At 49.2% G+C, this 13474-nt stretch carries 11 protein-coding genes and 1 tRNA gene; 10 read left to right on the forward strand and 2 right to left on the reverse strand.

From position 1 onward, the window contains the following. The first annotated feature begins 3 nt into the window (after positions 1–3). Positions 4–1893 carry an ATP-dependent helicase gene (locus SOW26_RS09130; RefSeq protein WP_320652275.1) on the forward strand — a complete coding sequence of 630 codons (1890 nt, stop codon included), beginning with the start codon at positions 4–6 and terminating at the stop codon, positions 1891–1893. Here the strand turns inward: SOW26_RS09130 and SOW26_RS09135 are convergent. Beyond that, positions 1863–2153, reverse strand: coding sequence for a DUF1292 domain-containing protein (locus tag SOW26_RS09135; protein ID WP_154478630.1), 291 nt, complete (start codon positions 2151–2153; stop codon positions 1863–1865). The genes SOW26_RS09130 and SOW26_RS09135 overlap by 31 nt on opposite strands. A gap of 182 nt (positions 2154–2335) precedes the next feature. On the opposite strand from SOW26_RS09135, the gene SOW26_RS09140 reads away from it, so the two are divergent. Genes SOW26_RS09140 through SOW26_RS09150 form a run of 3 tightly spaced genes read left to right on the forward strand, consistent with a single transcriptional unit; the run spans position 2336 to position 5669 of the window. Further along, positions 2336–3328, forward strand: a complete 993-nt coding sequence (locus SOW26_RS09140) for a sugar ABC transporter substrate-binding protein (protein WP_276959497.1) — start codon at positions 2336–2338, stop codon at positions 3326–3328. A 12-nt stretch (positions 3329–3340) separates the two neighbouring features. Further along, a complete protein-coding gene (locus tag SOW26_RS09145; protein ID WP_320652276.1) occupies positions 3341–5095 on the forward strand; it encodes an alpha-amylase family glycosyl hydrolase in 1755 nt (584 codons plus the stop codon). After that, positions 5055–5669, forward strand: coding sequence for a DUF5662 family protein (locus tag SOW26_RS09150; RefSeq protein WP_320652277.1), 615 nt, complete (start codon positions 5055–5057; stop codon positions 5667–5669). Before SOW26_RS09145 ends, SOW26_RS09150 begins: the two co-directional genes overlap by 41 nt. 153 nt (positions 5670–5822) lie before the next feature. Here SOW26_RS09150 and SOW26_RS09155 read toward each other — a convergent pair. Next, a tRNA-Leu gene (locus SOW26_RS09155) sits at positions 5823–5907 on the reverse strand. Positions 5908–6006: 99 nt separating this feature from the next. Here SOW26_RS09155 and SOW26_RS09160 point away from each other — a divergent pair. From SOW26_RS09160 to SOW26_RS09185, 6 genes are all read left to right on the forward strand, one after another. Continuing rightward, positions 6007–7011: a deoxyguanosinetriphosphate triphosphohydrolase gene (locus SOW26_RS09160; protein ID WP_154478638.1), complete on the forward strand. Its 1005-nt coding sequence runs from the start codon at positions 6007–6009 to the stop codon at positions 7009–7011. Between the two features lie 27 nt (positions 7012–7038). Beyond that, on the forward strand, positions 7039–8817 hold the full coding sequence (gene dnaG, locus SOW26_RS09165) for a DNA primase (RefSeq protein WP_276959464.1): 1779 nt from the start codon (positions 7039–7041) through the stop codon (positions 8815–8817). A gap of 90 nt (positions 8818–8907) precedes the next feature. Beyond that, the gene (rpoD, locus tag SOW26_RS09170; RefSeq protein WP_154478642.1) at positions 8908–10017 is read left to right on the forward strand and encodes an RNA polymerase sigma factor RpoD; all 1110 of its coding nucleotides are present in this window, start codon (positions 8908–8910) and stop codon (positions 10015–10017) included. 11 nt (positions 10018–10028) lie between these two features. Next, the gene (locus SOW26_RS09175) at positions 10029–10733 is read left to right on the forward strand and encodes a tRNA (adenine(22)-N(1))-methyltransferase (RefSeq protein ID WP_320652278.1); all 705 of its coding nucleotides are present in this window, start codon (positions 10029–10031) and stop codon (positions 10731–10733) included. A 49-nt stretch (positions 10734–10782) separates the two neighbouring features. Continuing rightward, the gene (locus SOW26_RS09180) at positions 10783–11565 is read left to right on the forward strand and encodes a Nif3-like dinuclear metal center hexameric protein (RefSeq protein WP_320652279.1); all 783 of its coding nucleotides are present in this window, start codon (positions 10783–10785) and stop codon (positions 11563–11565) included. A 91-nt stretch (positions 11566–11656) separates the two neighbouring features. Further along, positions 11657–13327, forward strand: a complete 1671-nt coding sequence (locus SOW26_RS09185; RefSeq protein WP_320652280.1) for a nucleoside kinase — start codon at positions 11657–11659, stop codon at positions 13325–13327. The last annotated feature ends 147 nt before the right edge of the window (positions 13328–13474 follow it).

Consider the following 13474-nt stretch of genomic DNA (forward strand, 5'->3'; position numbering starts at 1 on the left):
TATATGAGTTTGGATGAAGCTCAGTCTAGGGCGGCAGCCCATCTTGACGGGCCCTGCATGGTGATCGCAGGGCCCGGTTCGGGAAAAACATTTACCATCTTACAGCGAATTGAACAACTGCTGAAAAAAGGGGTAAGACCGGAAGAAATTTTGGTCATTACCTTTACAAAGTATGCGGCAAAAGAAATGCGGCAACGGTTTTATGAAGCAAGAAGAGGGAAACCTCTTCCTGTTACATTTGGGACATTTCACGGAATCTATTATGGAATCCTCCGATGGGCCTATGGCTGGGATGCGTCCTGCCTTCTGGATGAGAGCCGCCGCTATGAACTTTTGGAAAAGGCATACAGAGAAAGTCTGACGGGCGATTTTCTCCGGGAAGATACAGAAGAAAAGAAAGACCTGCTGAAGGAGCTGGGAGATGAGATCAGCAGAGTCGCAAACTGCGGATGGACGGCTTCTTATGTGCCGAAGGCTACAGACCGGCAGAGGTTTCTAAAGATCTGCCGCAGTTATCAGCAGTTAAAACGCAGGGAAAGCAAGATTGACTTTGACGATATGCTGATTTTATGTCGGAATCTGCTTCGGGATCATCCGGATATTCTGAGAAAGTGGCAGAAAAGATTTTCTTACATCCTGGTGGATGAATTTCAGGATAGTAACCCTGTACAGTATGAGGTGCTAAAGCTTTTGGCTGCGCCCCGGAACAATCTGTTTGTAGTAGGGGACGATGATCAGTCTATTTATGGATTCAGGGGAGCGAAGCCTCATATCATGCAAAGCTTTCTGAAAGACTTCCCGACAGCCGGGAGGATCTGCCTGGAAGTAAACTATCGTTCCACCGCACACATCGTGTCAGGGGCTTCCAGGGTCATTCGCCATAACCGGGAACGTTTCGCAAAGAACATACGATCCGGGCGGGAAAAAAGCAAAACGGTACATATTCAGGAGACCAGAGATGCCATGGAGGAAGGAAGATACGTACTTCGCAAGATTCTTTGCCTGCGGGAAGAAGGGATCAGGGCAGGAGAGATCGCTGTACTGTTCCGCACGGCAAGAGAAGGGGGCCTGATAGCGGAGCTTTTGACCAGACAGGGGATTCCTTTTGACAGGAAAGAACAGGAGAGGAATCTGTATCATCACTTTGTGGGAAGGGATCTTTGCAGCTATTTGAAACTGGCGGCAGGAAAAGGGAAAAGAAAGGATTTTCTACGGGTGGCCAACAGGCCGAACCGGTATCTTTGTCGGGATGCTTTGCGGGAAGAGGAAGTGTCTTATGAAAGTCTGCGAAGATTTTACTGCGACAAGCGGTGGATGCAGGAGCGAATCAGCCAGTGGGAGGAAGAGATGGAGACCATCAGGCTTTGGACGCCCTTTGCTGCCATGGAATATATTCGAAAAAAGGTAGGATATCACGGATTTTTGAAAGAATACGCTCAGAAAATGCAGCTGTCTTTGGAAGAATTGGAGGAGATCCTGGATGAGATCCAGCAGAGAGCCAAAGGCTGTAAGACGCTGGAGGAATGGTTTGATCTGACAGAAGAATGTCAAAGGGAAGCGGAACGAAAAAAAAGAAGGCGCAGAGAGGGCGGAGAGGAAAGCAAAGCGGATGCGATCCGGCTCCTTACCATACACGGCTCCAAGGGGCTGGAATTTGAAGCGGTATTTGTGATCCGGGGAAACGAGGGAAGCATCCCCTCCAGAAAGGCCAGAACGGCGGAGGAGCTGGAGGAAGAAAGAAGACTGTTCTATGTGGCGATGACTCGGGCAAAAGACCGACTGTATATCAGTTATATCAAAGAAAAAAACGGGAAAGAACAAGTTCCTTCCCGCTTTGTGGGTGAAGTCATGCAGGCAGAGGACTATTCCTCTTCTCCTTCCTCAAACTCCTGAGTATCCAGCCATTCATCGAATAAATCGGCAACGATCTCGTATTCCTCATCATCTTCGATGTTTTCCAGATCCGGCTCCTTGCCCTCTTCTTCAATGTACCGATACAAGAAGACGTCTCCTTCCTCGTTAGGTTCGCCGTCTTCCGTCAAGGGCAAAAGAGCGATGTACTCCTTATCATTGGCTTCCAGGATCGTCAAAATCCCACACTGAACTACTTCGTCGTCATCCAGGGTCAGTTCAACCGTTGTAAAATCATCCATGTTCCTATCTCCTTTTCTCTGTCTATGCCCTTACTTTAACAAAGTGACAGGGGAAAAGCAAGGAGAATAGTAGTCAAATGAAGCAAAATGGTGTAAAATACAGAGGAATATGGAAAGCAGAAAACAGGGAGGTCATAGTGACAGTGAATCATAAAAGACGAATCGGTCTGCTCCTGCTTTGTATGCTGGTGGTCTGCGGGCTGGCAGGCTGCAAGAGAAACGTGGGAACACCGGAAGATAATGCGGTTAAAACGAACGAGGAAACGAAGGAAGAAAAAAAAGCGGACGAAGAAGAGGAAGCTGTGAAGGAAGAGGGACATCTGCTTGGATTTACGGCAGTAGATATGGAGAACCCTTATTATGTCACGCTGGAGGCTTCCACCAGACAGGTGGTGGAAGAGGCGGGGTGTCGTATGATCACCAAAAATCCGGCCTCGGACGCAAAACTTCAGGCACAACAGATTGAAGAGATGATCGAAGAAGGAGTGGAAGTGATATTTCTGGCCCCGGTCAACTGGGAGGAGATCACTCCCTCCTTGGAGGCTTTGAAGCAGGCAAATATTAAGATCATCAACATAGACACCCAGGTAAAGGAGAGCGCCTATGTGGACGCCTATATAGGATCGGATAATAAGAAAGCGGGTTATATCTGCGGGGAAGATCTGATAGAAAAGTGTCCGGAAGGCGGAAAGATCGCTATTTTGGAGTCGCCATCCCAAAATTCGGTCAATGAGCGGATGACAGGATTTGAGGAAGCGATCGCCAAAGCAGAAAAAGGCTTTGAGGTGGTGGCGCGTGAAGATACCGGAGGAAAGCTGGAGAGGGCGCTTGAGGTTGTCCAGCAGATTCTAAAAGACCACGAAGACATCAAAGCCATTATGTGCGGCAATGATCAAATGGCCGTAGCAGCCAAGACGGCAGCGAACCTGACCGGGCGGACGGATATTCTCATTTATGGGGTGGACGGATCTCCGGACATCAAAAAAGAATTGAAGAAGCCGGACAGCCAGGTAGCCGGAACGGCCGCCCAGTCTCCCATCAATATGGGACAGAAAGCGGCGCAGACAGCCATTAAGATTATAGAAGGCGAAACCTATGAAAAAGAAGTTTATGAGGATGTGTTCCTGATCAATCGAGACAATGTAGAAATGTACGGCGCAGACGGATGGCAATAGCCGGGAGGTAGTATGAAGGAAACAAAAGGAAGGCCTCTTCCTCTGGGGGCTTCGGTGGAGGGGAAACGGGTCAACTTTGCTGTGGAAGCAGAGGAAAAAGCAAGATGTCAGGTGCTGCTCTACAAAAAGGGAGAGCCGTTGCCCTTTAAAGAGATTCCCATGAAGGGGAGAATAGGAAAAGTCCATTTTACAGGTGTTTCCGGGATGGATCCGGCGGATTGGGAATATAATTTCCTGATAGACGGCGTGATAAGCCAGGATCCCCGTGCCAGAAGGCTGATAGGAAGGGAGATCTGGAACGATCCCAAGGAAAAAGACCCTCATGAGGTGCGCTGCGGTTTCCTTTCGTCAGAATATGACTGGGAAGGAGATGAGCCGGTCTTTCTTCCTTACCAGAAGGCCATCGGATACAGCCTCCATGTTCGGGGCTTCACCATGCATCCCTCCTCCAGGGTAACCGGAAAGGGAACCTTTCAGGGGGTTAGGGAAAAGCTTTCCTATCTGAAAGAGCTGGGAGTCAACCAGTTACATCTCCTTCCTGTTTACGATTTTCAGGAGAAAAAAGATCCCCTGAACTACTGGGGATATGGAGAAGGCTTCTATTTTGCGCCAAAATCGGCTTACGCGGCTTCGGGCGACGGGGAAAAAGAACTGAAAGATCTGGTAAAGACGATGCATCAGGAGGGGATAGAGGTAGTTTTGGAGCTGCCTTTTGCACAGGGGACCTCTCCCCAGCTGATGGAGGAGTGTGTCCGTTTTTACCGGATGGAGTATCATATAGACGGGTTTGTGCTGGATGAATGGAATGCTCCCGTATCGGCCATCCGAAAAGACCCGGTGCTGGCAGGAACCAAGATCATGACCAGGCAGCCGGAGTTTTCCAAAGTCATGAGACGGTTTTTAAAAGGAGACGAGGGAATGGTGGAGGGAGTCATGTACTGGCTTCGCCGTTACACGGCGAAGGAAGAGCAGTACCATGAGATTACGTCCCATACAGGATTTACCCTGCATGACCTGGTGTCCTACGACAGGAAGCATAATGAGGGAAACCTGGAGAATAACCGGGATGGAACCGACTATAATTACAGCTGGAACTGTGGGGAGGAAGGGGAAACCCGAAAAAGAACCATACAGAATCTCCGGAAAAATCAGATCAAGAATGCATTTTTCCTTCTGCTGACAGGTCAGGGAACTCCCTGCATCCTAAGCGGAGATGAATTTTCCAATAGTCAGAAAGGAAACAACAACCCCTATTGCCAGGATAATGCGATTACCTGGCTGGACTGGCGGGAGCTGAAAAAAGAAAAACAGTTGTTTGAATTTGTAAAGGGTCTGATCCGGATCCGAAAGGATTATCAGATTTTCGGGCAGCCGGAGGAGCTGACGGGGAATGACAGAAAAGGGGTAGGGATCCCGGATATCTCCTATCACGGAGAGCATGCCTGGCGCGTTCCCTCGGAGATTTCCAGCAGGCAGCTGGGGATCCTGTATTCCGGACAGACGGTAAATGACAGATCGGTATTCATTGCCTACAATATGCACTGGGAGGAACATGATTTTGCGCTTCCGATCCTGCAGAGGAAAAAGCGGTGGTACAAGCTTGCAGGAACAAGGGAAGGGATCTTGGAAGCTTTTGAGGCGCTGGAGGATCAGAGGATGATCCGGATAAAAGAAAGAAGCATTGTACTTTTGGCAGAAGGGGAAAGGAAAGAGAAGCAAAAAGGATATGAAAGCTTGGCAACATTTCAGGACGATCAGCCGTCATAAAATCATTGTGATGAAGCATTGTTTTCAAGTGGGACTTTACTGGCAGGGACTGACCCATGATCTGTCCAAATATTCGCCCACAGAGTTTCTGGTGGGCTGCCGATATTATCAGGGAACACAAAGCCCCAATAATGCGGAGCGAAAAGATAAGGGATATTCCAGAGCATGGCTGCATCATAAGGGACGGAACAAGCATCATTATGAATATTGGATGGATTACAGTATGAATCCGAAAGAGGGGATCGTGGGCTTAAAAATGCCGCCCAGGTATGTGGTCGAGATGTTTTTGGACAGGATTGCCGCTTCCAAGACCTATAAGGGAGAGAGCTACACGGACGACTGTCCGCTCCAGTATTATCAGCAGGCGATTGAGCGATTTCCCAATGTGGCAGGGGGAGGTCGGATGATCCACCTGGAAACGGAGGCGCTGCTTCGCTGCCTTCTTACCATGCTGGCCAGAGAGGGAGAAAAGAAGACGTTTGCCTATATCCGATCTGAGATTCTGAAAAAAGGGTACCCGGATACGCTGCATCTGCAGACATTGCAGCAGAAGGACGAGGAATGGACGAAGTAGATCCTGAAAGGCAGCCGTGATAAAGGAAACGGCATGCCCTGCTGCGGAAGAATCTTTGCGGAGCATTTTTGTCCCATAGGACGAAATTTCCTATGAAACAAAAAAAGCCCTTGAAAATCAAGGGCTTTTGGATCAAAATAGACAAATAAAAAATGCGGAAGATGGGACTTGAACCCACACAAGCGCATTGCTTACAAGATCCTTAGTCTTGCTCGTCTGCCAGTTCCGACACTTCCGCATAGACAATTGCTGTCCGAAAAACATAATACTACATTGAAAATGAAAAGTCAACTAAAAATCTAGGGAAATCCATCACGACCAGAAGGAGATGAAACAGATGACCATACGTGAGCAGATGGAGCTTTGGGAAGAAGAGTATTTGAGCCCATATGCCGCTAAAAGCGCCAGATCCAGAGGCAGAGAAAGAGAGGAAGAGGAGTGTGATATCCGGCCGATCTTCCAAAGAGACAGGGACAGGATCCTGCACTGTAAGTCTTTTCGCAGAATGAAACAAAAGACACAGGTATTCCTCATGCCGGAGGGAGACCACTACAGGACGAGGCTGACCCATACCCTGGAGGTTTCCCAAAACGCAAGAACCATAGCCAAGGCGCTGCGTCTCAATGAAGATCTTACAGAGGCCATTGCGCTGGGGCATGATCTGGGGCATCCTCCCTTTGGGCACGCGGGAGAAAGGGCGCTAGATGAAGTATGCTCCCTGGGATTTCAGCATAATCGGCAGAGCGTGCGAGTAGTGGAATGTCTGGAAAAGGAAGGCAAGGGACTGAATCTGGCGTGGGAGGTACGGGACGGGATCTTACATCACAAAACCAGCGGTTCGCCCGGTACCCTGGAGGGCCAGGTAGTACAGCTGTCGGATAAGATCGCCTATCTGAACCATGATATTGATGACGCTATCCGGGGCGGGATCCTGACAGAGGAAGATCTGCCCAGGGAATGCACGGAGATCCTGGGGAAAAGTATAAGGGCGAGACTTGACACCATGGTCCATAATGTGATCACCAGCAGTATGGGAAAAGACAGGATCTCCATGTCGCCGGAGGTGATGGAAGCTACCAGACGTCTCCGCCGGTTTATGTTTGAACAGGTGTATCTGAATCCCCAGGCAAAGGGGGAAGAGGCGAAAGCGATCCATCTGGTGACCAGTCTGTATGAATACTATTTAAAACAGGAGACGCTTCTTCCGTCCCTGTATCTGCAGATGATGGAGAAGGGAGTGCCGAAAGAACAGGCAGTCTGCGACTATATCACAGGGATGACAGACAGCTACGCCATCAAACAGTTTGAAACTTATTTCGTCCCAAAGGTCTGGAAGATCTGAGGGAGCTCTATAGACAGGAGGACAGCTTTGTATTATTCAGACGATATCGTAGAGGAAGTGCGGTCTAAAAATGACATCGTAGATGTGGTATCCGGCTATGTGAAACTGACAAAAAAAGGAAGAGACTATTTTGGATTGTGCCCATTTCACAACGAAAAGACACCTTCCTTTTCTGTCAGCGGCTACAAGCAGATGTACTATTGCTTTGGCTGCGGGGCAGGAGGGAATGTATTTTCCTTCCTGATGGAATATGAAAATTATTCCTTCCTGGAGGCGCTGGAGGAACTGGCGAAACGGGCAGGGGTAGATCTGCCGAAGCAGGAGTATTCCGAAAAAGACAGAGAAAGAGCCAACGAAAAAGAAACACTTATGGAAATACAGAAGGCAGCAGCCGGTTACTATTACTTCAAGCTTCGGAATCGGGAGGGGGAAACAGCTCTGTCTTACCTGAAAAACCGGGGGCTTTCGGATGATACCATGAATGTGTTTGGGCTTGGATATGCAGGGAAATACAGCAGCCACCTGTATCAATATCTGAAGGGCAAAGGCTATGCGGACGAGATGATCGCCAAGGCGGGGCTGATCACAGTAGATGAAAAGAGGGGAGCCAATGATAGATTTTGGAACCGGGTCATGTTTCCCATTATGAACGCCAACCATCGGGTGATCGGATTCGGTGGCAGAGTCATGGGGGACGGAACTCCCAAATACCTGAATTCTCCGGAAACGCTCATTTTTGACAAGAGCAGGAATCTTTACGGGTTGAACCGGGCAAAAAGCACCAGAGAATCGTATTTTCTCCTGTGTGAGGGGTATATGGATGTGATCGCTTTGCATCAGGCGGGATTTACCAATGCAGTAGCCTCCCTGGGAACGGCGCTGACGGTGGGGCACGCCTCTTTGATCCGCAGATATGTAAAAGAAGTCTACCTGATTTATGACAGTGACCCGGCAGGAGTTCGGGCAACGCTGCGTGCCATGCCCATCCTGAAGGAGGCGGGGCTTTCCGTAAAAGTGGTACGTTTAAATCCCTATAAGGATCCGGATGAATTCATAAAAAATAAGGGGGCAAAGGCCTTTGAAGAAAGGATCCGGGATGCGGAAAACGGATTTCTCTTTTCCATTACCGCATCAGAAGGGGACTATGACATGGATTCTCCGGAAGGAAAGACCCAGTTTATGCGGGAAACGGCAAAGAGACTGACAGAGTTTGAGGAGGAGATCGAGAGAAATTATTATGTGGATGCAGTGGCTAAAAAATATGGGGTAAAAGCGGAGCATCTCAGAAGCCTGATGGAAAAACAGGCGATCCAGATGGGCTTGGCCAGACCGGTGCTTCGGGCTAAGTCGGCCAGAAAAAGTGTGACAGAAAAAGAAAACGGTCTTCTGCAATCGCAAAAAGCCCTACTTACCTGGATGACGGAGAATGTTTCCATATACAGACAGGTGAAGGAATATCTGAAGCCGGAAGATTTTTCCGGAGAGCTTTACAAAACGGTGGCAGAAATGATCTACCGGCAGTATGAGGAAGGGCAGCTGAATCCGGCAAGGCTGATCAATCATTTTACGGAAGAGGAGGAGCACCGGCAGGTGGCCGCCTTGTTCCACACCAAACTGAACCAGCTGCATACGGTGCAGGAGCAGGAAAAAGCATTGGGAGAGATGGTGCTGCGAATCAAGCAGAACAGTCTGGATGAGGCGACAAAAGCCCTGGATCCCACAGATATGGCGGGACTCCAGCGGCTGGTGGAGGCCAGAAGGCAGCTGCAGAAGATGGAAAAGATCACGATACGGCTGGAATCTTAAGCTGGCATTCCAGGGAGTTTTTTGATACAATCATAATACTTTGTGGCAGAAATAGAGATGGATGAGAGAAGATAGACGGAGGTAGATAAAATGGACGAGCAGGCAGTAAAATTTTTAGAGAAGCTGAAAGATCTGGTAGCACTGGGAAAAAAGAAAAAAAGCATTCTGGAGATCCAGGAGATCAATGATTTTTTTGCGGATATGGAGCTGGAATCTGACCAGATGGAAAAGGTGTTTGAATACCTGGAGGTCAACAACATCGATGTGCTGCGGATCAGTAGCGATGATGATATTGACGCTGTGGAGCTGGAGATCAGCGAGGAAGAAGAGGTAGACGTTGAGAAGATCGATCTGTCTGTACCGGACGGGATCAGCATTGAAGACCCGGTGCGCATGTACTTAAAAGAGATCGGGAAGGTGCCTCTTTTGACGGCGGAAGAAGAAGTAGAGCTTGCCAAAAGGATGGCGGACGGAGACGAGGAAGCAAAGAAAAGACTGGCGGAAGCCAACCTTCGTCTGGTAGTCAGCATTGCCAAGAGATATGTGGGAAGAGGAATGCTGTTTCTGGATCTGATCCAGGAGGGAAACCTGGGACTGATCAAGGCGGTAGAAAAGTTTGACTATCATAAGGGCTTTAAGTTCAGTACCTATGCCACCTGGTGGATCAGACAGGCGATCACAAGGGCTATCGCAGACCAGGCAAGAACCATCCGGATCCCGGTGCATATGGTGGAGACAATCAACAAGCTGATCCGGGTATCCAGGCAGCTGCTGCAGGAACTGGGAAGAGAACCGTCTCCGGAAGAGATTGCGGAGCATATGGATGTACCGGTAGAAAAGGTCAGGGAGATCCTGAAAATTTCTCAGGAGCCGGTGTCTTTGGAGACTCCGATCGGAGAAGAAGAAGACAGCCATCTGGGAGATTTTATCCAGGATGACAACGTTCCAGTGCCGGCAGAGGCGGCAGCGCAGACGCTTCTGAAGGAGCAGCTGGACGAGGTACTGGATACCCTGACAGAGAGAGAGCAGAAGGTTCTGCGCCTGAGATTCGGAATGAATGACGGGAGGGCCAGAACGCTGGAGGAAGTAGGAAAAGAGTTTGACGTAACCAGAGAGCGGATCCGGCAGATCGAGGCAAAGGCTCTTCGCAAGCTTCGCCATCCAAGCCGCAGCAGGAAGCTGAGAGACTATCTGGATTAAAGAGAGGATTTATGGAATTATCAAAAAGACTGCAGGCAGTGGCGGATATGATCCCGCCGCAGGCGGCAGTGGCGGATATAGGGACAGATCATGCCTACATTCCCATTTATTTGACAGAGCATCGGCTGGCAAGGCGGGTCGTTGCCATGGATGTGGGAAAGGGTCCCTTGGAACGTGCAAGAGAACATGTCAGGCAGTATGGATATGAAGACCGGATAGAACTTCGACTGTCAGACGGGCTGGAGCAGCTGAAGCCGGGCGAGGCAGATACTATGGTGGCAGCGGGAATGGGAGGTCCTCTTATGATCCGGATCCTGGAGCAGGGAAGAGACCGGGTCAAAGAGCTGAAAACCTGTATCCTTCAGCCACAGTCGCAGATGGCAGAAGTCAGAAAATATCTGGAAGAGCGGCAGATGCAGGTGACAAAAGAAGATATGGTGGAAGAAGACGGGAAATTTTATCCCATCCTGAAGGTGGAGCATGGAAAAGAAAGCAGTCTGTCACCGCTGGAGCTGCAGTATGGAAGAAGACTGCTTGCCGGTCGGCATCCTGTGCTGAAGCGGTTCCTGGAGAGAGAGTACCGGATAAAAACAGAGATCCGCAGGGGACTTTTAAAAGAAAAAGAAAGTGCTCGTGCAAAGAAAAGGCTGGCCTGTCTGGAGGAAGAAATCGAGCTTGTGGTGCAGGCGCTGTCCTGTTACGGAGTGGACGTCTGAAGATACTGCGAAAGTGACAGGGAAGGAAGGGCATAAGGAGGAACAAAAGATGCTTTGCAGCAAGATCATAGAAGAGATCGAGAAAGCATACGGCAGGGCGTATGGGATGGAAGGAGATAATATTGGTCTTTTGACGGGAAGGGCAACAAAAGAGGTCACACATATTTATGTGGCGGTAGACGCGGTAGAGGAAACGATCCAAAGAGCAAAGGAAGCAGGAGCAGATATGCTGCTTACCCATCATCCCATAATCTATGGTTCTCTCAGGCAGATCACAGACCAGACGGCTCTGGGCAGAAACTTGTTGTATCTGATAGAAAACGGGATTCCCTGCTACGCGCTGCATACGAATTATGATGTGATCACCATGGCGGGGAAAGCTTCTGACCGGCTGGGACTGGTCGGGCGGGAAGTCCTTCTTCCTACCTGCGAGGAGGCAGGGAAGCAGATGGGGATCGGACAGGTGGGAGAACTTCCGGAGGAGATGCTTCTGAAGGACCTGGCGGCGGTGGTAAAGAAAGCGTTTCAGGCGGAAGGGATCCGCACCTTTGGGCGGCCGGAAAAAAAGATACGCAAGGTGGCAATCTGTCCCGGATCAGGGCGGAGCACACTGGAAAGTGCCTTGAAAAAAGGCGCGGACGTACTGATCACCGGTGATATCGGCCACCATGACGGACTGGACGCCATGGAGCAGGGAATGGCAGTGATGGATGCAGGCCATTATGGGATCGAGCAAATCTTTTTGCAGGACCTTACGGAAGAATTGAGAAGGATGTTTCCCGACATTACCGTGACAGCAGAAGAGAGGCACTCTCCCTTCTTTGTTTCCTAGGAAATACCGGGCCGCAGGCTTCCTTCTCATCTGCAGAAAAGCAAAGGAGAAGGAAAAGGCAGGAGACGATGAAGGAAGAAAGGAGGATGGGATGGAAAACGGCGTTTATCAGGTAAAGATAAAAGGGACAACAAAAGTGTTTCCGGAAGGAACTACGCTAAAAGAGGTGGCGGAGCAGTTTCAGGAAGCATACAGATTTCCTGTCGTGCTGGCGTTTGTAGATGGGAAACTGCAGGAGCTGCATAAGAGGCTGACAAAGGATTGTGAGATCTGTTTTGAGACCATAGCTGACAGCCTGGGCTATAATGCTTATCAAAGAAGTCTTTGCCTTCTTATGGTAAAAGCCATTCACGATCTGGATCAACATACCTACAGACATAAAGTCAGGATCCACTATTCCATCAGTGGAGGATATTACTGTACCCTTACCAATCAGGAAACCTGTGAGAAAGATTTTCTGGAAAAGGTAGAAGCACGGATGCGAGAACTGGTAAAGATGAATCTGCCGATAGAAAAAACCTCCGTGCATACGGATGAGGCCATTTCCAGATTCCGCAGATACAGAATGTTTGACAAGGAAAGACTGTTTCGCTACAGAAGAGTTTCCCGGGTCAATCTGTACCGCATCAATGAATTTGAAGACTACTATTATGGATATATGGTTCCGGAAACGGGGATTTTAACGCAGTTTCGCCTGCAGGCCTATGAAGAAGGGTTTGTCCTGTTGTTTCCGGTAAAATCCAGTCCCGACAGGGTGGCCCAGTTTCAGCCGCCCAGAAAGCTGTTTCAGGTGATGCAGGAATCCACCAGATGGGGAGATATGCAGGGAATTGAGACGGCGGCGGACTTAAATGATGCCGTGACGGGAGGACACACCCGGGAAATGATCCTGGTGCAGGAGGCGCTGCAGGAAAAGAAGATCGCAGAACTGGCAGAAAGGATCTCAAAAGATGGAAAAAAGAAGATCATCCTGATCGCAGGGCCTTCTTCTTCCGGAAAGACTACTTTTTCGCACCGTCTTTCAATCCAGCTTCGGGCAAATGGCATGAAACCGCATCCCATTGCGGCGGATAATTATTTTGTGGAGCGGGAGGATACCCCTAAAGACGAGAACGGCGAATATGATTACGAATGCCTGGAAGCTTTGGATCTGGAGCTGTTTAGCCGACAGATGCAGGAGCTTTTGGAAGGAAGGGAAGTGGATCTTCCCACCTTCAATTTCAAAACAGGAAAAAAAGAATATGGTCTGCAGAAAAAGAAACTGCAGAAGAACGATGTCTTGATCATTGAAGGCATCCATTGCCTGAATCCGAAGATGACGCAGCATATGCCAAAGGATGCGCAGTTTAAGATCTACATCAGTGCGCTGACTCAGCTGAATATTGACGAGCATAACCGGATCCCCACCACAGACGGGAGGCTGATCCGCAGGATCGTGCGGGATGCCAGAGTCAGGGGAGCGTCTGCGCAGAAGACCATTGCCATGTGGGATTCTGTAAGAAGAGGAGAGGAAGCTTATATTTTTCCTTATCAGGAACAGGCGGACGTCATGTTTAATTCTGCTTTGATCTACGAAATCGCTATCCTGAAGCCTTATGTGGAAGCCAATCTGTTTGGCATCGACAGACAGAGTCCGGAATATCTGGAGGCAAAAAGGCTTTTGAAATTCATGGACTATTTTGTAGGGATCGGAAGTGAAAACGTTCCGGATAATTCTCTTTTAAGGGAGTTTATCGGAGGAGGATGCTTCTCCGTGACCTGAAAAGTCTGTTGCTGTCATTATGATGAAATGCCAAAGAGCCCGTTTCCTCGGTATTATCCAGAAGGAACAGGCTCTCTTTTTTTGGCGCTATAAAATATGTTCTGGGAAATGACCTCCCATGAAGTAATGACCTCCCATGAAGTAACG

The organism is Suipraeoptans intestinalis (assembly GCF_034091795.1).
GTDB classification, from domain to species: Bacteria; Bacillota; Clostridia; order Lachnospirales; family Lachnospiraceae; genus Suipraeoptans; species Suipraeoptans intestinalis.